Here is a 19485-nt window from a genome sequence, read left to right on the forward strand (position 1 = left end):
AGGCGGCGTGTTTTACGGTTATTCACACTTCAAATTCAGACCAGCCAGGCGGCAGTTTTCCCTCCGAAACAAGGTCCAGAAATTCTGCCTCTATCAACACCAGAAACACACCTCCAATCTCCACGCTCGCACCTATAATCACCTGTTTTTTATCCAAGGTTACGGACTCACCGACTCCAATTACAACTCCCTGCTTGCCGCCATACCCGCTACCATGTCCTTTAGCGATCCGGACCGGCAGCCCAACGTGCAAATCTTCAAATTTCATTGCATAACCACCTTCCCGGTACGGCGCAGCCAATCCATTTGGGCGGTGATGTGCGTTTCCCATTTTACATCTTTTGTTCTTCGGGCTTGGATCAATTGGTTATTCAGGAAATTCATGTCCAAGCAATAATCGGCATTCGCTTTAAGGCAGTGCTGCAGTTCTATAAACAGTTCCTCAGTTAATGGTCCCTTCAAATTTTCCTGGAATATTTCAGCTAGTCTGTGATGTGCAGGTAACATACTTCATCACTCCTATCATGTGAGGACGCGCGCAGTCCTCGTTTGGCGGATTCCGCGACCATCCCGGCATAAATATCCGGTAGGTTTCGACCAGCCTGCCAGGCCGGTCCAAGGCGCCGCAGCGCTCATCAGGCGGTTAATAATATTCATCGCGCATACCTTTTGCCTAATGACTTTCACGGGAATCCTTTGGTTCGTGAAAGTTGACCGGCTCACCGTAAATTCCGTAGAAAGTTGCTTGCACCCCAGAGATTCGGCCCGCGCAGGCCATTGCATTTTCTATATCTCCGGCTTCTCGCGCTTCCTGCATATCCCGCCGGTACATCTCTATCACATTTTTAGCCCATGCTCTCGCTTCGATTACGCTTTTCATTTTAAGACCTCCAAGGTTAATGCCCTCCGGCTGTAGTTTTGTGGGACCGTAGCCCCGTGTTATTACAGTTGATTTTTGAAGATAAACTTTGCCTGCTGGAAATTTTCCGTTTCCGCAATTTCTATCCCTGCGACCAGCACTTTGAATTTTGGCATTACGCGGGTTTCGAACATGGTCGGTATTTTCACTGAATGATCCCTTACTTCAACCGTTTGGCCGTCCTTGTTTTTACTTCTCATTTTCACATTGTCCATATCCCTTATCCCTCCTGCGTATGCCCGTCCGCATTACCCTTGACTCTAATTTAGTGTCGGTTGATGTATCCAATATATCACGACCCTATTTTAGTGTCAATAACAAATTGACACATTTTTCGAGTCATTGTATGCTTGTCTTGAGGTGATTACATGAAGAAAGTCAGATCGAACCTAAAAAAACTTGCCGACGATAAGGGCAAGTCGATTAGGCAAGTTGCAAAGGATATAGACTACCGGTTCGAAACCGTCCGGCAGATGTATAACGATGAATCAAAACACTTCCCTCGGGATCTTTTGGACAAGCTGTGTGCCTATTTTGAATGTGATATAAGTCAATTACTTGTTTATGAAGATAATGAAGAAACCCCGCCAGTATAATCACTGACGGGGCATTTTTATATTAGACTCGAAACATATCATCTGTTTCGGTCCGGCTTTAACTGCATAATTCAATTTATTCTCTCTATTTGTTGAATAATACTAAAATTTGGGATATAATGAAAATATTGATTTTACCACATTTTTGAAAAAAAGGAGTGATTAGATTGGTTAGAAAAAAAAGAGTTTTATATTTTTTACTAGCTTTAGCTCTCATTGTTTTCCCTTTCAGTAATAAGGTAACAGCAGATTCCTCGGTTACTTCTGATGTGTACTCTTATATTGAAGTTCCTGGAATAGTAGACAAAATACCAGATAATCACCAGATAAGATTGAATACACAAGCTATACAGGCTTACCCATCTTGTAACAAAAATGGTTGGACTTATGGAGATACAGGTTCTACTCGTTTTACATCTCAACAATCTTTTAGCGGAGGATTGCAATGGGGCTTTGAAGTCACACCTTCTGGTTATGCAATCTTAGGAAGCCCCCCAACTATTACTGTTTCTATGGCTGGAGCTTCAGTTACTAAATCAAGCGGAATAACCAGAACATTATACCCAGGTTCTTTGTATAGCCCGCATACTTATGGTTATCCTGCTACTTATCACGGAAGCATAACAAACTATAATTATATTGGTAGTACAGCTCCTGCTTACTTTGAGTCAGGCGATTTATTAGGTCTGACGTTTAATTTTGTTGGTTCCACAGGTGGAAGTGGAACAGCTTTTGTTTATTGCGAATATCAATAATAGGATGTGGATTATGAAATGGATGAAAAGAATAACTCATCTCAGGAACCAACAAACTATTTCGAAACCATAATCAGTTCTAAGAAAACTGCGGGCGACAATATCCCTCAAAATATCAGTTGGTATGAAGAGCCTATGATTTTTGACACCTTACGTGAAGCAGACGAATGGATTGGTAGTGAAGCTTATAACAAAATTGGTTATGAGTTTGATGGCTATATAACTCTAGATGCTAAACTTGCTTATTCTTTGGTCTACCAGTTGATTAGAAACAAAAAATTCAGAGAATCTGCAGAGGTTTATGCAGATGAAAGGTTCATTCATAATACTAATTACTATTTTGTATGGATTAATAAGGAAAATTCTAAAAATTAATAAAGATTCAAAAAGAGTCATATATGAATACGACTCTTTTTTGAATTCTTTTCTTACTATGAGTTAATTATGGCTACCGTCCGTACCCCACGTTATCGCCGCAGGCTGGTCCTTGATCCGCTCCCAGCTCTCGATCACCACCGCGCTCTCTGGTGGACTCCCGGGCTTCCACTCAATGTACACTTCGTCTGCCAGCTCTTACAGCACTACTTTGATCTTTTCCGGAGTCCGTCCACTTTTGGTCTCCAATTGTGCAAGGGTGGGCACGTACCTGTGATGCACTGAACTATGCCACATGATCATCAGCAGCTTCCGTGCCATATCATCAAGCATATCTCCGCTCCTGCACCGGCTGCCAAGCGAGGATATTGGCGGACAGGAATACCCGGGGCGCGCCGGTAGTTAGGCAGGTCGCGCGTATACGGCCATCACGGATGCCGTGTACATCAATCTTCCTCTGCGTGATCTTCCCTGCTTTATCAACATATACGATTTCGATGGTTTGACCTGCTGCCATTTTCATCTTCATCGCCTCCAAAAAAATAAGAACATTTGTTTGTATTATAACCAAACGTACGTTCTATATACAATATGTAAGATATTCTTTTACTAGGATAAAAAAGATTTTCATCATATTTACTCACTTTATTACATATATAGGCATATTTGTTTAGACAATCTTTCTTTGTTTTTGTAAAGTCAGGTAGCATTAATACATAATAAGGAGTGTACCGAATGAAGAAAATCAAAATAATATTAATGTTTTTGCTTATTTTCGCAGCTTTTCCTATTTCCAACATCTTAGCCGCAAATGAAGATTTATTGTCGGGCAAGTTATTTGTTTCACCTAATAATAAAGTTAGCAATCTAGCTTATATCACTGACAATAAAGACAGTACAACATCATGGTGGACTGGAATTGAAACTATTTATTATGAATTCTCTGAGCCAGTTAACATTTCTAGTGGTAGATTTATACTTAATACTTCAAACTCTAAAGCTGGAGTTAAATTATATGATGATACGGGAGCACAAATATATTATTCAAACTCTTCGGCTGGTACATATACCATTGGGGCGCTATCTAATGTAAAACGTATTGAGGTTATAGGTACATATTCCAACGACTTCGGTGGATCAAGCATTGCGGATTTTAAACTTTATGGATCTGTGACTGTTCCAACACCGACGCCAACAGTAACGCCTACACCTACAGCAACACCTACTGCAACACCAACACCAACACCAACACCAACACCGACAGCAACACCTACTGCAACACCAACACCTACTGCAACACCAACACCGACAGCAACACCAACACCGACAGCAACGGCAACGGCAACAGCAACACCTACACCAGCGCTTGATCCTACTCTTGATGTAGCCATCGCTCCCGAAAAAATCGGTGTAGGCAAAGAGTTTACTGCTGATATTTCACTTAAGAACGTGAAGGATATTTATGCTGAAGACTTCGAAATCAGATATGACAATAAGCTTCTCCAATACCTAGGCTTTGAAGAAGTAACTGGCTATAAGGTATATAACAATCCAACCGATCAAAACGGTTCCGTTCGCTTTGTAGTAGCCAGCCAAGGGGAAGAATATGGTATTAACAAAGACACTGTAGTTATAAAACTTAAGTTCAAGGCAAAAGCGGTAGGAACAGCTGTGGTCGATTCTACGAAGGCAAGGATCGCGGACACAAAGGAAGAATATGATCTAAAAAAAGACAACTGCTTAGAGGACAGCATTATTATTGAGGCTGCTGATGTCAACAAATCAGGACAGTACACCCTACTCGATCTCTCAATTGATGCTAGATATTTCAAGTATTTCGCGGCTGATGTTGACCCTGTAAAGTACAACGCACAGCAAGCCGGTGATGAATACGTTAATGATGATGATCTACTCTTCATTGTGGATCAAATGCTAAACAATCCAGACTACCAGCCTAATACTTAAATACAATATCAGCAAGAAACCCGTCAAGCTCAGACTTGACGGGTTATTTTATGTATACTCTAAACTCAAAACGTTCCCGGATAAATCGGCCACCAGCAATCTTCACACTTTCTGGAGAGTATCCCTCTACTATACCCCCGTAATCCATGATATGCCCTTCAGGATCGTCTTCTGGCCTGAACCATACAGATACCTTAGACTGCGTCAAGGCTGCGACCAGGAAGTCCATATCACTCTCCAGGACTTTATATGTGGTACTCAAGCAATCACTCCTTATGAAAATACCCCGCCGAAATTGGCAGGGTACAGTACTTCCGTTACATCTATTTTAGCTTGGCTGGAACAATGTGTAAATGCTATTTCGCAGAATATTCATCCACACTGAAGGTAAGAATCTTATCGAAGATCACATATTCAGTACGTTTGCTGAACGGCCCTTTATTATTGTCATGCTTGTTGATTGCATACGATGCAGTACCTGTACCGGCTTGCTTATTCTCATACCAAGTAATGAAGGAATTTACTTCTTCCATGCTCAGGTCAAACTCTTTTTCAAGGCCGGTGTTCATCGTCACAACCAGGATTGCCCGATCGCCTGTAGGCTGCTCTGGTGTTGGAGACGGGGTTACAGTTGGTGTTGGCGTAGCTGTTGGTGTTGGCGTAGCTGTTGGTGTTGGCGCTAAGGTCGGTTCTGGTGTTACAGTAGGCTCTGGTACCGCTGTTGGCGAAGGTGTTGGTTCTGGTGTTTCTTCAGGTTGGCTATACAAATTAAATTCAACTAAATTAAGAGTCGAAGATGGTCCTTTTTGTACAATCCATACCTGTTTCACATTTATAGCTGGTTTAGAAAATCTGTAGATACCACTATCGCCAATAATTTCTTCACCGAGAATGCTCCCATCAATGGTATTCCCCTTACTATCTAATAGAAAAATGAATATTTTCTCCTTATTGTAATTTGTTATTTTCATTTTATAAGAATTTATACTAACAGGATTACTGAAAGTGTAGAATATTGTATCTGATTTATTACTATCACTTCGCTCATATATCCAAGGAAAGTATGTTTGGTCATTATTGTCCGTTATTACATTCGTATTACCTAATTGATTAGTCGTATTTGAACCAATAGCAATTGTTTGGCCATCCAATAGACCAACAGGACTTTCAGCGGCTTTTGTTAAATTTGGTACAGCAATTAAGATAATCAAGCATAAAACTAAGAATCCAGCAATTTTCTTTTTCAATATCGTTCACTCCTTCAATATGTATGCATCAAGCCTACACTAAATAAAGGCGAACAAACAGTCTGTTATTCGACAGAATTTTACAATACACTTAAGGGTTATTGAGGAAATATGTGGATTTAAGTCAATGAACAGAAAAAAGCCCACCGACCACTTAAGGGTTGATGGGCTTTTACATTTTCCGATGCTTTCGGACTGCACGCTCGGTGCTTCCGATCCGTGTAATAATACAATATCACATTTGGAACATTATGTATATGACGATAAGGAAAATTTTCCTGAACGCAAAGAAATACCCCACCATTATCGGCAGGGTACGGTACTTCCGTTACATTTATTTCATTGTACCTGGAACAAGTTGTAAATGTTATTTCGCAGAATATTCGTCTACGCTGAACGTAAGAATCTTATCGAAGATCACGTATTCTTTTCTGCTGGTAAATGGGCCTTTATTATTGTCATGCTTGTTGATTGCATATGAGGCGGTACCAGTGCCGGCTTGCTTGCTCTCATACCAAGTAATGAAGGAATTCACTTCTTCCATACTTAGGTCGAATTCCTTTTCAAGACCGGTGTTCATCGTTACAACCAGGATTGCTCGGTCGCCTGTTGGTTGTTCTGGAGTTGGAGACGGGGTTACAGTTGTTGTCGGCGTCGGCGTCGGTGTTGGCGTCGGTGTCGGTGTTGGTGATGCTGTTGGAGTTGGTGTCGGTGTTGGTGATGCTGTTGGAGTTGGTGTCGGCGTTGTGATTGTTATTGATTCCACTGTACCGATACTCCTATTTGCAGTAGTGTTTGAACTCCCCCCAATGACAAATATTTGATCTTTGTACACAACAGCACTAGTCCCGCTTCTAGCTTCATTTAAATTACTATGCAACTCCCATTTATCAAGCAAAGGATTATAGAATTCTGTTGTTTTAGTTTCTGAAGTGGGGCTTACTCCCCCGACAGCATAGATTCGATCATTTACTACACCGACTGCCGGTCCTCCTCGAGGATAGTTCATGCTTGCCTTAGTATTCCATGTATCGTTCTCAGGATTATATACACGCAAAGTATCGTAGGAATTAAGTGATTCGTTACTAAAGACCCTTCCACCTACCAAGTAAATATTATTGTTATAAGAGACTGCGGTAGCTACATGCACATTTCTGTCCATATTATTTTTCTCTGCCCAAGTATCATTAATTGGGTCATATTCATATACATTGTTATGCGAAACATATCTGTCTGTGAATGACAATCCCCCAAAAAGATATATTTTTCCATTATAGCTTGCTGCAGTTTGCCCCATGAGAGATGCCGGCATATTTGTCTTTTTTGTCCATGTATTAGTCGCCGGATCATAAACTTCTACATTGTTGCTAAAAACTCCGTTGTTGACCGTGTAATAATTACCTGTGTAACCACCAAAAACATATATTTTTCCATCAACTTCAGCAAATGCAGAACCAGACCTTGGAGTTGGGATGTTTGCTTTCATCTCCCAAGTTTTGCTTTCAATATTGTACTTTTGAACATAATTGAAAGACATATCACCCCCAGATCCACCAATAACATAGATATTTCCATTGACTTGGGCGACAGCCGCACCCGCCACAGGATGAGGTAGGTCAGCAACAACTGCCCAGCCCCCACTATTTTCTGCTGCGTTTGCTTTAGGGAATGAGAAAGATAGACCTATCAATATAGCGCATAATAACAGCATTCCCTTTTTTATAGAATCTCTTTTCATATTAATTTCCCCCTATTTTTATGTTACTTCGTAAGGGTACTCTAAAAAATGCCAAACAAACAGTCTATTATTCGACATTTATTTACAATACACTTAAGGGTTATTGAGGGAATATGTGGATTGAAGTCGGGGAGATGGCTTATATCATTGGGTAGGGAAAATTTCCCTGAGCACAAAAAAAGCCTACAATCTATATAGACTGTAGGGGCCTATTAATATTTAGGTTTCGTCTTCTTCTGCCGGATGTTTGGAAATGAGATCACTAACGCTCGTTTGTAATATAAGAGAGTCAATCTTTGCTTTTATTAAATGCAAAAAGTTTGCTCCATTTGAAATCATTCTAAAATCCTCAATGTTAAAATCAATAATGGAAATTTTCTCGTCTAATCTTTCTTTTTGAAGGAACAATTTTTTAGTGAGACCTATTGCAGAATCCCAACCACCTCTTGCTGCCATACCATGAAATGAGAAGAGAAATCCGAATCTCGAAGAATTAGTACAGGTTAAAGAGTAAAGTTTCCCTACCCAAGTAACACTTATTTTTTTGTCATAATTTTTGCATTCCGATACCAAAAAACTGCTGTTAGTTTTATTTACAGGCAGGAACTTTTCAAACATTATGCCTTTGAAATTAAACTCAACAAGTTGATCTATTTCATTTGTGCTGTTCCGGATGTTGTCATGAACTTCAAAAAAACCAGATTTCTGCCAAAGAAACGAAACTAAATTTTCTAAAGCTTTACCTTTTTGTAGTGTATTGTTATCACCTTGAGTAATTTTTGTTTTAGTCACTTTCTTTTTGTTAACTTCCTCAAGGTTTTCTAGTAAGACTTTATACTCCAACATATCCTCGTCACTAAGTTTTGACAATGTATTAAAATGTTCTTCAACATCATCAATGTCTGTAAACTTCAGATAATCTAATGGTGAATAACCAGCACTACTCATCGGTTACCACCTTAAATACAGCTACGCTGTTCTTAACGTGCTCTAACTCACAATCACATGATTCGCAGAACGTAGATTCGGGAATTTCAGCAATAGTATTGTATATTTCCCCAGTAAATTGCCCACAACGATGACAGTACATCTCAAAAACAACATTGATAATTTTCAAACGTTTGATTATGTCCAACACCTGATACGCAACCGACATAGTGACATTTAACCGACGTATTAAGAGACCCGGATAAATAAGCTGCCCCTTTTTATAAGTCGATAGGATCTTTAGTAACTCCTCCATCTTCCGATCCGTCAATATTTTCGAGTCGATCAAACTCGATTTTATTTTTAATAATGTAGTCGGTGACATTATTCATCTTCTCCATATTGGATTGTTGTCCATAATACTGCAAAAAACTATACTCTTGATTTAGGTAATCATGCTTAAATTTCACTGTAGTACTCTTGCCTTTATCTGTATCTTTCCAAATCAATGCAATCCAAGGCAAGCTCGCGTTTGTCTCTATTTCTGCTATAAACCCATCGAGAAGTTGCTTTATCTCTGAGCTTTTCTCAAAAAGCTCCTCATTGGCTCTAATTAATTCCTTAAGTTCACCAAGCAAGGGAAGGATATAATTTTCATTAGCCCCTGCGTCGAGAACAGCTTTACCACCATTAGGTAAACTCATTGACTGCGAGTGTACACTTACTTCGTCTTGTTCAAGGGTTTTTATGTAGTCGATTACGGCCGGAAAATTGATATTTTCAAATTGGCAATTCAATTTCCCTTTAAACCAATTTAACACAAGTTCGATCTGTTGAGTGTAAAAAAAATCGTCATCTTGAAAATAAGGCTTGACTCTATCCATTCTAATTTCTACGACATTAAGGTGTTTATGATAAACAGCTATGATAGGGTACTTGTACTGTTTCTTTGTTTCTGTATTTGGAGGGAAGCCTGAAAGAAGCCGACTGAATTTGAACATAATGATATTTCCAATGGAGTATTGGGTTGGAATAATTGAAGTAAACCTCTTTTCATCAAACACGTAGTCATTGGGTCGATTGGCTGAAAAAAAATCAACGCTTTCGCCAGATTTGAGTCGGACATCAATAAGACTTTCGTCAATTTCAGTAAGAGAAAACAAGACTGCGAATTTATATGATTTTAAAAATTCGTCCTTTTCTATGTGCCTAACCACCGTTTGAGCCCTTGCGATACCTTCTGAGAGTTGAAGTCCTTCATCTTCTATATCAGATAAATCCAAGACAGATTTACCTCTCACCATTGTCTTACTCTTTTTAAGACGTACAACATCACCTTTTTCCATTTCTTTCAACAATTTAGCGCGAGCATATTTCGGATAACTTTCACTTACTGTTGAAGAAAGTATTTGCGAATAATTTGTTACGTTTTCTGGTATCTCCTGCGTCTCATTGTTAGGATGTTCTGTCATTAATCTCACCTATCATTAGTATATTTGGGATATTCCACCTAAAATATACCATCTAAGCTTAAGGAAGGATATGGTTTTCTTATTTATTTGCCCACCAGCTTAAGCCAGTGGGCAAATGTACATCTAGTCCTTATCAGTATATCCCTTGCCTGCCTCCGGGTTGCTTACAATCCCCAGTACTACCAGGATGCCCAAGACCGCATTAACTGCCGCTGTCACCTCGTCATACTTCTCCGGCGCCAGTTGAAACCCGAAGATCGCTCCAACGGTCTGCACTCCCAGCAGCACTGCTGCCGTCAAAGATACCCACAAGCCACGATTCCGCCATTTGCTGTTCATTATTTAGCCCCCTTGGTTGTGAGTGTGGCCGTCTTCGTTACGTTGTTCCAATTCACCTTAGCGCCGAGCGCCTCGCCTACGGCAGCCAACGGAACATATACTCTACCCTCAATCAAAACGCTATCGTCCGCCAATCTGTTACCGTTGACTACTGTTCCTGCCTTATCCACTTTCATGTCTTCATCCTCCTTTGTTTTTAACGCGGCATATAATCGGCTCCACGGAAATTTGGGTCCGGGGCAGTGTGGCTTTCGAACCGGGTCCACCTGAAAATGTCCAATGACATGCCGCTCGTCCAGAGCTATAGGCTTGCCGTAGAGGCGCTTAACCTCAGCGCTGATATATTTGTGCAGCCATACCGTAGCGGCGAACTGCGCCTGTGTGAGCGTCCCGTCCGTGCCCTCATGCTCAATGCTGACGGTGTATTTGTTTGGGTTTGTGGGCGATTGCTCCTTTATTAGTGGCGCTGTTGCTTTTGCGATTGAAGCGACTGACAATCCATTCGCCCAGGCCATGAGGTCAATCGGTACATACTGATGGATCTCTCCGGCCTTGGATACGCCAAAATGAGCGCTGCTCTGTTCGTTGCCTGACGATGTAAACCAGGCATCCATGCTGCTCATGGTGCCGCTGCTGATATGGTCCACGATTGCAATCGGAGCGTGACCGTCCCGGCTGCTGCTGTTGGTATACTTGTTGCCTTTTTGAATGATATTCATATGAACCTCCTTATGCTGATTGGTCATTGTCTGGATGCTCCGGCTTGGCCGGGTTGTTCTTGGCCTTATCCTCCGAAAGCTGTAGTAAAAAGTCTTTCATGACTTGCGGCAACGGCACACCGATAACGCCAAAATTTTCAATAACCGATAATCCTTCGCGGCCGGCATAAAAAAGGATCGCAGCCATCCGGAATACCGGCGCTCCAGGCTGCACCCAATCGTCCACCAGCGCTGCCAAGCCGACAACAAAAAGGACGGTTACCTTTCGGATACCGCCCCAGAACATAATGTCACTGCTGACCGTCTTGGTCTTGATTGCCCCCGCTACGCCGCTGGCATAATCAGCAAGCATAAGCACGATAAGCAATTCCAACGGTTTGTCGTACCCTCCCAACCAACCCGCAGCCATAGCAAGCAGTCCGGCCCCCGCACTCGTTACGCCCGTAGCTATCTCCCGTGTGCCAGAGCCTACGGCAGCTGTGTAGACCGTAGTAACGATATTTTTAATATGATTGAGCATTCCCCCTGCTCCCCTCTATTTCTAATGTAAAAAAGTAGCCCCCGGGGATCCGAGGGCAAAATAAAAACGCCTCTATGGGCGTCGATGATGTGTTGTTATTATGAAATAAAGAAGCACCTCTTATGAAAAAGAGGTGCTGGTGTTTTTGCTAATTAAATTAATCGTAAACTGCAAAATTTAAACGATATGCAGGAGCAGTCGTAAAATTTGGTGCATCAACAACTAGATATACAGTTGCCCCTGGAGGGACCATAACATTTGAAAACAATTGTCCCTCGGCAGTACCTGCTTGAGCAGTATAAAGCGGTCCGAGTTCGTTCTGATTAATATAACTAACAATCAAGCCTGCTCTAGTAGGTCCGTTTCCACTCATTCCACCAATGCGAGGCACCACTCTTTTATAGCTAGATGATGTATTGGTCCATTTAAACCAGTCCTGATCCGTTGGGCTTTGTATAAAAAGATCGTAAATAGCACCTCCACCATCATTGAGGACAATAGATACTGCCGTTGCGCGAGTATCTCCAACACCTACAATATAAGGTGTCACTGTACCAGTAGGAGCAATTTCAGTTGAATTAACATCTTCGGCAAATGCGGAAGCCGATGGTACCATAACTACTGCAGAGATAAGAAGTACAGAAAGAAGCTTTTTAATTTTCACTATTCTTCCGCCCTTCGATACATTTGTTAATCGGCCGACTACATAGTAAATATTACCTTAATTCCCATCTAGATAGTATAGTCCAAAAGATGCCAAATCTTTATTTTTATCAGCACAATAAATTTGTTAGATATTGGTGAAAAACAGATATAGAAGTCAATTTCTGTTTTCTATCCTTTTCTATGCATTTATAATGTAGGGAGAAAGCCCCCGGACATTGTCCGAGGGCAAAATAAAAACGCCTTGAATCGGCGCTGTGTAGGTTTGCTTCTCACTAAGTTGATTCTTTCAACTTTTCTTTTGGTTCCGGTTCTTCTTTAGGTTGTATCGCGGCCAACATTTCACCGACTGTATGATCTACCTTCTCTAGAATTTCATGTTGACGACCCGGGTAGAAGCTAAGAACTGAAATAATGGTTTCAATGAGTTCATCTGCTGGTTTTGTGAGATCAATCGACAGCTCGATCTTCTTTACAACCGTCAATGGTATTCCTCCTTCCGGACAACAGTAAAAGGCCTCTCCGTAAGAGAGACCTTCTTAGTTATAGGATATAGTAGTTTATATGCTGTATTACTACGGGTTTATTTTAGCATCATCAATCGTTGTTTGTGTACCAGCTATGCATAATTCAACAACTATGATGCTTGGTTACTTTGGCAGAAGATTCAAATCCTTTCGAGGGAATAAAAAGATTCCTAAAAAAGACTCAAAGTTCATCACCATATAGTTCATTTTCCCCTCCGGCATTCTTATAGGCCGAGAGAACTTTCTGCATTGCCTGTTTCTGTCGTTTACTCAAAACTATGTCTTCCTGGTACAATCCCCCTCCAATACATCGCACAATTGTTTTCTCAGCATTAGCCATAGCCTTTATCATTTTTAAATCATCAAGATAAACATCACTATCATAAACTTCCTGAACAGTGGTGTAAGAAAAGGACTTTTGTATTAAATTATCTGCATGATTAATTTCAAAGATTTGTCCATCAGCATTTATCTTAATCCACCTTGTGTTGATCTGAGCTGTACCGATATAATTAACTACAAATCTAAGATCTGAGACAATACCTTCTTTATTTTTGATAAAGTAAACGTAAGCATCACTTTTACCTATGTTATCTATGGTTGTTTGTGCATAATATGCCGAGAATTCTTCTACCTCGTCCCTTTTTTCAATCAGACCAGATAACGCTTTTTTGACTTCTTCGGGTGATTTCGTAGGTTTAGGTGGTGTATTATTCGCCACATTTGAAGAGCACGCGGTTAAGAAAATGGCAGCAAAGAATAGTAGTAATAGTCTCCTTCTCATTCTACTTCAGCAACGCGGCAATCTTCGCATCAAGATCTGTAAGTTGTTGTTGGAGTGTGGACAGTTCAGTTTTGCGTTGCTCCAGAATAGACTTATATGAATCAACAGTACCTTGAACCTGTTGGGCCAATGCACTGTTTGTACTTAAGTCTTTGACCTGTGCTTCATAAAGAGGTATCACATTCGTTTCCAGGTCAGTAATATTTGCCTTTTTTTGCTCAATGACTGCACTTACCTTTTCTCGCTCAACCTGCAAATCAGCAACACTTTTCTGCTCAGACGTCGCCGTTGCTGACGACCCTTGGTTTGTTTCACTCATAATAATTTTCTTCCCTTCTACTTTAAGCCCGGCACCAGTGGCCTCTGCGACAGCGCGGACCGGTGCGTAAGCTGAACCGTTTATAATAACTGCTTCAGCTACCTTCTTTCCGTTCTTCTCAATAGTGTAGACTCCCGACACTTTTTTTCCAATTAAGCTGACTGATTCCGCAAAAACAGACGCTCCTCCAAATAATAACGCCCCGACGATTACACCGGAAACAAACTTTTTCAATGTAAGCACCCCTTTGGTAAAGATTTCTACTCTTATTATCGTCATAGAACGATAAAAGTTTCAAGCTTATTTGGGGATATTTACTTGTGCCAGAAGTATTCCCGTAGCGCTCCAGAGTTTCAAGTTTCTTGATGTTGGGTCAAAGGTCATGTTGCTCGCTGCTGTAGTATTGCTAATTTTTTGATCTAGGATATCTTGCAAGGTTGAGAGGGTTGAATTATTGAAAAGCTGATTCCAAGACGAGATTCTTACATATCCACTTGTCGGATTTAGGTTAACATCTGTCCCGGAGATTGTCGCGCTACCTAATGCCTGAAATATGAACCCTGATGTCGGAGAATTAAAGATCGTCGATTCGCTCCCGTTAGCAAGGAAACGAATCTTACTGACTCCACCGTCATACGCCGGAATTAAGATCCCACTATTGGCATCGGAGTATACTCCAAACGCTACACTTGTAGGATCAATTTCTACTCTCGGATAAACACCAGATGATCCTGTTCTAAATCTAGCACCTGTGATAATACCTCCAATAATCTCTCCACTGGCATAAATGTTCCCCTCGAACGTCCCACCTCTGGCATTAATGGTTCCTTGGAATGTCCCATCACCTGCAAACACACTACCGGCAGAATTAACAACAAATCTCCCGTCTCCCACATTAATAGATGATCCCACGATAGCCCCGCCTGAAAAATTAGAATTAGCGATGGACGCATAATTTGCCGTCAATTTATTCGCTACCAAATTCCCGGCCATATCTACTCTGAACGGTGCTTCATTGAAGTTTGCATGTCCCGCAGCAATCCCATTGGTATTAATCTGGGTAACTGCATTCCCGCTCCCGATTAGCATTGAGACAAAACTACCAAATTGCCCAATAACCGTCTCTGCAAGCACCCCGCGTGCCGTCACCGCCGACCGGACAGTCTGCCATCCATCAGTTGAAATACCTAGCCCTTTAGAAGTAAGCCTGACTTGTTCAAGGGGATTTGTCTTCTCTTGCGCCAATATTCCGCCGTCAGGTGGATATATCAATTCTGTTTTTGAGTTATTAATATCTATAATGACTTGCTTTGCTACAGCTTCGAAAAGTTCTGTTCGAATCCTGCCATTTGAATAGAGATTATCTACAAGTTTTTTGCTCTTATCCAAATCGGCAATAATATCATCCATATCTTTTACTGCAATATTGGATAATGTGGCCTGTGCGTGCTTCTCTTTGGTATATGGGTATTCTGTCAATTCCATAATCCGGGCCTTTAAATTAACTAGTTCTATGTCTGGGTCATGGCAATAGGCAGTGTCTCCAAGGTTTGGCTTGGGTTCGCCGCTTTTAATTTTGTATAGGTCAGCACTGTCGGCTGTAACCTCGAAACTCGGGGTCTCCTTTTCTCTCAGGGTCTTCCTTCCAACTTCCAAGAGGTCGGAGACTTCTTCGATATCCTGTTCAATTATTTCCCCGTCAAAAAACGGCACTGAATTACTTGCCCAAGTTGCAGCGTAGGGAGAAATAAGGTAATTGACTTGCAGGATTCCGTTAACAATTGCCCCCGGTACAGCCTCCAGTAACGTCCTCTCTTCGTTTGTCAGGATTGATGATGGTTGACCTATCCACGTTCTGCCGTCCTTCATTTGGCAATACAGACGGGTTACAAGCGATGATGCATCGTCTTTAAATTGGTCTGAGACGATATTCTTCTTTATCCGGTACTGTAACCCGTTGTCTGCTCCGATTTGCTTTTTGAGGTGAATAACGAAGTTATCAGGTTCAATCTCACACCCATACATTTCAATAATCTTGTTGAGCGCTTGAAGGCAATTTCCTTGTCCAAAATCCTTAACATCATATAAGTCAAAGGTGTCGTCAATAGAAAACGTAAATCGTCCCCCTGTGGCCGCAGAAATTAAGTTGGTCAATTGCGAAATATGAACACCGTAAGCTTCAGCAATGTAGGAGGCGTATGGAAATTTGAAATCTGTAAGTTTGAACATTACGTGCGTACACATAATGGATGCCGTAAGCTTCCTATCTTCTCGGACTCGGGACCGACTATTGATTACATAATATTGTCCGCGTTCGTCCTTGACATGGCCTTTGATCAATATCTTTTCAAGATAGTCTTTAGAATTCATCGGCACCAAAAAAGACAACTCATAATCTGAATTGATACGGCGTTTACGCTCGACATCATAAACTTTCACTAGCGCTCCGATTGGCACCATATTTTTATCATAGGCCTGAAGGTAGTTCAAATAGCATCTTCCTCTCCTTAAGGAAAAGTTTCCTTACGTACAAAAAATAGCCCCCGTAGATCCGAGGGCAAAATAAAAACGCCGCTAAGGGCGCTACCTGTAATTTTTATTTATCTTCAGCCAGATATTCCAGTCCGCTTTCGGTCAAAACCTCCAACACACCAGGACGCAGTGTAGACGGCACTTCCACATACTTGGTCTTACCCAAGATTACACGCTGTGCGAAAAACATAACTACCATGATATCACCCCCTCTCCAGGCCAGTAGCCAATAGAGCAACCGCCGGATCATTTGTACAGTTGACTTGCCATTTCGGAGATTACATCCTCGATAAAATCCGACCGTTCGGATTGTGCACTGAGTTGCGCCTTCAGCAGTGCATTCTCCTTTCGAAGCACTTCAAGCTCTGAAGGTGGTAATGGTGGTGCACTCGCCTGTTCACCGGCTAGTTCTTCGGCCGTTTTCTCTCTTATTTCGTGACCGTCTAATTTGTACCGGCCAGCGCCTTGGCTAAGTTTGTGCCAATCCTCCGTGTCTATTGGCAATGCTGATTCTGGTATGTCTTCTCCATGAATCGTGTCTACATAAAAACCAGTTATATTTCCATCACTTGCAAAGTCTACATAGTACTGCATACTCTTATCCTCCTTATATCCACCAGCCAATTGCCATCCAACGCACCCGCAACAAAGACGTTGAGATATTCTGAACACTAAAGCCCGTCCGATTGATAGTGTCTAGTACCTTTGCATTTAAGTCACCCATTGGCGTTAATAAAACTTGAGGAGTACATCCCGTCGCAAAAGCGATCGGAAAGATAATATTCGATGTTGCACTGACACCAAGAACCGCCGTACCCCATGCAATTAGCAGACCGTTGGGCATCTGGGTATACCCGTTGTCTCCCTTAGAGATTGGCATAAGTGTAGCCGTCATACCGTAATGCCAGATTTCCCATCTATTCGATCCGTCATAACTTTCTACTTCTGGGTTTGTGTCTCCGGCATGGCGTTTTAATACAAGCCCCGCACCCGATTTTTTGTATATCCGACCCCCGCCGTTAAAGGTAACCCCTTCTCCATCGTCCGAGAAGTTAATCTCGCCGGACATCGTTCCCCCTGCTCTAGATAAAGCAGCATTGGCTGTAGTCTGTGCTGCTGCTGCTGCTGAAGCAACACTATCTACATCAGCTTTACGTGCAATATCTCCCGCTGCTACAGGAGCAGCAACCTGTGCTCGTCCACTTGCATCTCTCTTTATGATTGTGTTCGGACTGGCTGTAATAACAGCATCACCTGTTATTACTTGTGTATTACTACCTGTACCATTTCCAATAAATAGCTCATTTGTGTCCGTGCAGTATCCCGGCTCTCCCTGCGCTAACACCCCCAGCGTTGCTAATTGCGCCTTGGTTCCGCGTCTTAACTGTATCTTATTTGCCATAGTGCGCCTCCAATCTTAAAATGTACCGCCGTCAATGACTGCCGTCTGCGCTGCGATTGCCTGATTTGTCCGCTGCGGCGTCATGTATTTGACAGCGCTTGTGCCTGCCTCAGCTTCCGCCTGCGTTGCGATACCGTAGTTTCCCACGCTGCCCAACCCCACGTCCGAGGCAGCGAGTGTAACAGCTCCAGTTTTACCGGCTACCGATGATACCGCAGCAGTCGGGGCAAGTATCTCCTGCCAATTGGCAAGCGTAGAGGCACCGGCCACACGCAAAATAAACGTTTTGCTAAGATCCGTCCGGACAGCAATATCTCCAACCTCTGCTGTTAAAGCCAACATTGCCGCTTGAGTGGCGACTACGAACGTATCCGATATCGCTAGGGCAGGAAGGACGCTTGTGTCCAGCTTTCCCCCGCTGTCAAGCACAGGGACGTTACCAGCGGCAGTGCCTGTATTTTTGCTTGCGGCTGTCCCGGCGTCCGTGATCTTGGCAAGTGTTAGGCTCGGGATATCTGCCGCTGTGAGTTGTGTTGCGCTTGTTACCTGTCCCTTGGCGTTAATTGACAACTTGGTATATGTGCCAGCTGTAGCGATATTGGGCAGTACAACCGTGATGGTTGCGTTGGTAGATCCATCAAAGGAAGTGGAGCCCGTTGCATCTCCAGAGAGTCCAATCGTTCGCGGCGTTTTAAGCTTGTCTGCTGTGGTCGCATTAGCTTGGTCCGGATTTACCGTCACGTTGTTCCCCTGCCCATCACCAATGAGTAGCTTACCTGTATCCACCACGAAAGCCGGTTCCCCTTCTTGCAGGGTTAAACCCGCGAGATTCGAAGCCGGTCCGCGCCGGAGTTTTATTGTTGTCACGGCCATAAAATGATGCCTCCTTTATATTGTTCCGCCGTCAATGACAGGACCCCCGGGTGATGTATCGAACCCGCCGCCATCAATCGGCATATACGCCAAGAAATTCTCTAACGCCGTCACTTTCGCTTTCAAACTCACTAGCTCTGGTATTGGGTCAGATCCATCACTGTTATGGCTGCTACCGTGAGCTCCAGGCGTGGCTGTCCCAGTAGCCGTTACCGTCATTGTCTTGGTGGTTGGGTTGGTTGTAACTGTGATGCCTGTACCGCCTGTTACCGTGAGGGCATCAGATTTTGCTGCTGCATCAATGTTGTTGACCTTAGCGAAGGAGTTTTGATTGACTTCAGCCCCCGCCGCAATCCCCGCCAGTTTTGTTTTTTCAGCTGCTGTAGTGTGCAGGTTGACATTGTCCACGTGTGCCTTGGTCGTTTCCAACGTAATAGCCGGGGCAGTCAAGGCGCTGGGCTTCCCAGTGATACCCTTGATCAAGGTGAATAAACTGGAGAATAGCGCCGTTATAGATCCGGTCAGGCTCGGCGTTGTATTGTCCGTTGCTGTCCGGTTGCCGATTACAGTGTCTGTGGCAGAGTTAGCCCCACCGGCTCCAGCCGTAATGCCAGCTAGTTTTGCCTTTTCAACTGCGGTAGTGTGGATGTTGCCATCCGCAATGTGGTTGGCTGAGTTTGTAACCGCTATATCATGTGAGTCTAATGTTGTTTCGATGTCCGTATAGTTGTCGTTGTGTTTGTTTAGATTCGCCATATCGAGTTCTTTGTTTATGACTCTACGATTAAATGCCAAAGGTATCCCTCCTTTCTA

28 protein-coding genes are annotated in these 19485 nt (G+C 42.6%); 4 read left to right on the forward strand and 24 right to left on the reverse strand.

The features are described 5' to 3' along the window. Positions 1-22: 22 nt before the first annotated feature. From PGRAT_RS22785 to PGRAT_RS22800, 4 genes are all read right to left on the reverse strand, one after another. Complete coding sequence (locus PGRAT_RS22785; RefSeq protein WP_025705948.1) at positions 23-268, reverse strand: hypothetical protein; 246 nt, start codon at positions 266-268, stop codon at positions 23-25. Then, the gene (locus tag PGRAT_RS22790) at positions 265-507 is read right to left on the reverse strand and encodes a DUF7667 family protein (protein ID WP_025705949.1); all 243 of its coding nucleotides are present in this window, start codon (positions 505-507) and stop codon (positions 265-267) included. The genes PGRAT_RS22785 and PGRAT_RS22790 overlap by 4 nt, the downstream gene beginning before the upstream one ends. Before the next feature lie 166 nt (positions 508-673). Further along, positions 674-880 (reverse strand): hypothetical protein, encoded by a 207-nt coding sequence (locus PGRAT_RS22795; protein WP_025705950.1) that lies wholly within the window; start codon positions 878-880, stop codon positions 674-676. 62 nt (positions 881-942) lie between these two features. After that, the gene (locus PGRAT_RS22800) at positions 943-1134 is read right to left on the reverse strand and encodes a hypothetical protein (protein WP_025705951.1); all 192 of its coding nucleotides are present in this window, start codon (positions 1132-1134) and stop codon (positions 943-945) included. A gap of 153 nt (positions 1135-1287) precedes the next feature. Between PGRAT_RS22800 and PGRAT_RS22805 the strand changes: the two genes are divergently transcribed. From PGRAT_RS22805 to PGRAT_RS22810, 3 genes are all read left to right on the forward strand, one after another. Beyond that, positions 1288-1515, forward strand: a complete 228-nt coding sequence (locus PGRAT_RS22805; RefSeq protein WP_025705952.1) for a helix-turn-helix domain-containing protein — start codon at positions 1288-1290, stop codon at positions 1513-1515. A gap of 167 nt (positions 1516-1682) precedes the next feature. Continuing rightward, positions 1683-2270, forward strand: coding sequence for a hypothetical protein (locus PGRAT_RS33435; RefSeq protein WP_155990407.1), 588 nt, complete (start codon positions 1683-1685; stop codon positions 2268-2270). A gap of 18 nt (positions 2271-2288) precedes the next feature. Further along, entirely contained in the window at positions 2289-2645 is a 357-nt protein-coding gene (locus PGRAT_RS22810; protein ID WP_051424734.1) for a hypothetical protein, read from the forward strand. A gap of 198 nt (positions 2646-2843) precedes the next feature. On the opposite strand, the gene PGRAT_RS34690 is transcribed toward PGRAT_RS22810, so the two are convergent. Both PGRAT_RS34690 and PGRAT_RS22815 read right to left on the reverse strand, forming a co-directional pair. After that, positions 2844-2978 (reverse strand): hypothetical protein, encoded by a 135-nt coding sequence (locus tag PGRAT_RS34690; protein WP_272945710.1) that lies wholly within the window; start codon positions 2976-2978, stop codon positions 2844-2846. Further along, positions 2971-3168, reverse strand: coding sequence for a hypothetical protein (locus PGRAT_RS22815; protein ID WP_081758847.1), 198 nt, complete (start codon positions 3166-3168; stop codon positions 2971-2973). Before PGRAT_RS22815 ends, PGRAT_RS34690 begins: the two co-directional genes overlap by 8 nt. A 212-nt stretch (positions 3169-3380) precedes the next feature. Here PGRAT_RS22815 and PGRAT_RS31820 point away from each other — a divergent pair, with 212 nt between their 5' ends. Next, the gene (locus PGRAT_RS31820) at positions 3381-4610 is read left to right on the forward strand and encodes a cohesin domain-containing protein (protein ID WP_052415725.1); all 1230 of its coding nucleotides are present in this window, start codon (positions 3381-3383) and stop codon (positions 4608-4610) included. Positions 4611-4653: 43 nt separating this feature from the next. Here PGRAT_RS31820 and PGRAT_RS22830 read toward each other — a convergent pair whose 3' ends face one another. The 18 genes from PGRAT_RS22830 to PGRAT_RS22910 all read right to left on the reverse strand — a co-directional run bounded on the left by PGRAT_RS22830 (position 4654) and on the right by PGRAT_RS22910 (position 19467). Then, positions 4654-4872, reverse strand: coding sequence for a hypothetical protein (locus PGRAT_RS22830; protein ID WP_025706530.1), 219 nt, complete (start codon positions 4870-4872; stop codon positions 4654-4656). Between the two features lie 94 nt (positions 4873-4966). Then, on the reverse strand, positions 4967-5857 hold the full coding sequence (locus PGRAT_RS34465; RefSeq protein ID WP_025706531.1) for a hypothetical protein: 891 nt from the start codon (positions 5855-5857) through the stop codon (positions 4967-4969). A gap of 367 nt (positions 5858-6224) precedes the next feature. Next, on the reverse strand, positions 6225-7595 hold the full coding sequence (locus PGRAT_RS22840) for a Kelch repeat-containing protein (protein WP_052415726.1): 1371 nt from the start codon (positions 7593-7595) through the stop codon (positions 6225-6227). Between the two features lie 219 nt (positions 7596-7814). Next, the gene (locus PGRAT_RS22845) at positions 7815-8543 is read right to left on the reverse strand and encodes a hypothetical protein (protein ID WP_025707291.1); all 729 of its coding nucleotides are present in this window, start codon (positions 8541-8543) and stop codon (positions 7815-7817) included. A gap of 260 nt (positions 8544-8803) precedes the next feature. Then, positions 8804-9994, reverse strand: a complete 1191-nt coding sequence (locus tag PGRAT_RS22850) for an RNA-dependent RNA polymerase family protein (RefSeq protein WP_025707292.1) — start codon at positions 9992-9994, stop codon at positions 8804-8806. Positions 9995-10117: 123 nt separating this feature from the next. Next, the gene (locus PGRAT_RS22855; protein ID WP_025707293.1) at positions 10118-10333 is read right to left on the reverse strand and encodes a phage holin; all 216 of its coding nucleotides are present in this window, start codon (positions 10331-10333) and stop codon (positions 10118-10120) included. After that, positions 10333-11052, reverse strand: coding sequence for an N-acetylmuramoyl-L-alanine amidase (locus tag PGRAT_RS22860; protein WP_025707294.1), 720 nt, complete (start codon positions 11050-11052; stop codon positions 10333-10335). The genes PGRAT_RS22855 and PGRAT_RS22860 overlap by 1 nt, the downstream gene beginning before the upstream one ends. Positions 11053-11062: 10 nt before the next feature. After that, on the reverse strand, positions 11063-11572 hold the full coding sequence (locus PGRAT_RS22865) for a phage holin family protein (RefSeq protein ID WP_025707295.1): 510 nt from the start codon (positions 11570-11572) through the stop codon (positions 11063-11065). 157 nt (positions 11573-11729) lie between these two features. After that, positions 11730-12236, reverse strand: a complete 507-nt coding sequence (locus PGRAT_RS33440; protein WP_025707296.1) for a hypothetical protein — start codon at positions 12234-12236, stop codon at positions 11730-11732. Positions 12237-12510: 274 nt separating this feature from the next. Continuing rightward, entirely contained in the window at positions 12511-12720 is a 210-nt protein-coding gene (locus PGRAT_RS22870) for a hypothetical protein (RefSeq protein WP_025707297.1), read from the reverse strand. Positions 12721-12943: 223 nt separating this feature from the next. Then, positions 12944-13483 (reverse strand): hypothetical protein, encoded by a 540-nt coding sequence (locus PGRAT_RS22875; protein WP_155990487.1) that lies wholly within the window; start codon positions 13481-13483, stop codon positions 12944-12946. Positions 13484-13547: 64 nt separating this feature from the next. Next, positions 13548-14099 carry a hypothetical protein gene (locus tag PGRAT_RS31825; RefSeq protein WP_025707299.1) on the reverse strand — a complete coding sequence of 184 codons (552 nt, stop codon included), beginning with the start codon at positions 14097-14099 and terminating at the stop codon, positions 13548-13550. Positions 14100-14165: 66 nt separating this feature from the next. Further along, positions 14166-16355: a phage tail protein gene (locus PGRAT_RS22885; protein ID WP_025707300.1), complete on the reverse strand. Its 2190-nt coding sequence runs from the start codon at positions 16353-16355 to the stop codon at positions 14166-14168. A gap of 106 nt (positions 16356-16461) precedes the next feature. Then, on the reverse strand, positions 16462-16596 hold the full coding sequence (locus PGRAT_RS34695; protein ID WP_272945720.1) for a hypothetical protein: 135 nt from the start codon (positions 16594-16596) through the stop codon (positions 16462-16464). Between the two features lie 47 nt (positions 16597-16643). Continuing rightward, on the reverse strand, positions 16644-16991 hold the full coding sequence (locus PGRAT_RS22890; RefSeq protein WP_025707301.1) for a hypothetical protein: 348 nt from the start codon (positions 16989-16991) through the stop codon (positions 16644-16646). 13 nt (positions 16992-17004) lie between these two features. Further along, positions 17005-17799, reverse strand: a complete 795-nt coding sequence (locus PGRAT_RS22895) for a hyaluronate lyase N-terminal domain-containing protein (protein WP_025707302.1) — start codon at positions 17797-17799, stop codon at positions 17005-17007. A gap of 15 nt (positions 17800-17814) precedes the next feature. Continuing rightward, positions 17815-18672 (reverse strand): hyaluronate lyase N-terminal domain-containing protein, encoded by an 858-nt coding sequence (locus PGRAT_RS31270; RefSeq protein ID WP_047171582.1) that lies wholly within the window; start codon positions 18670-18672, stop codon positions 17815-17817. A gap of 15 nt (positions 18673-18687) precedes the next feature. Then, positions 18688-19467 (reverse strand): hypothetical protein, encoded by a 780-nt coding sequence (locus PGRAT_RS22910; protein WP_042267271.1) that lies wholly within the window; start codon positions 19465-19467, stop codon positions 18688-18690. Between the last annotated feature and the right edge of the window lie 18 nt (positions 19468-19485).

This window comes from Paenibacillus graminis, from assembly GCF_000758705.1.
In the GTDB taxonomy this organism is placed as follows: domain Bacteria; phylum Bacillota; class Bacilli; order Paenibacillales; family Paenibacillaceae; genus Paenibacillus_AQ; species Paenibacillus_AQ graminis.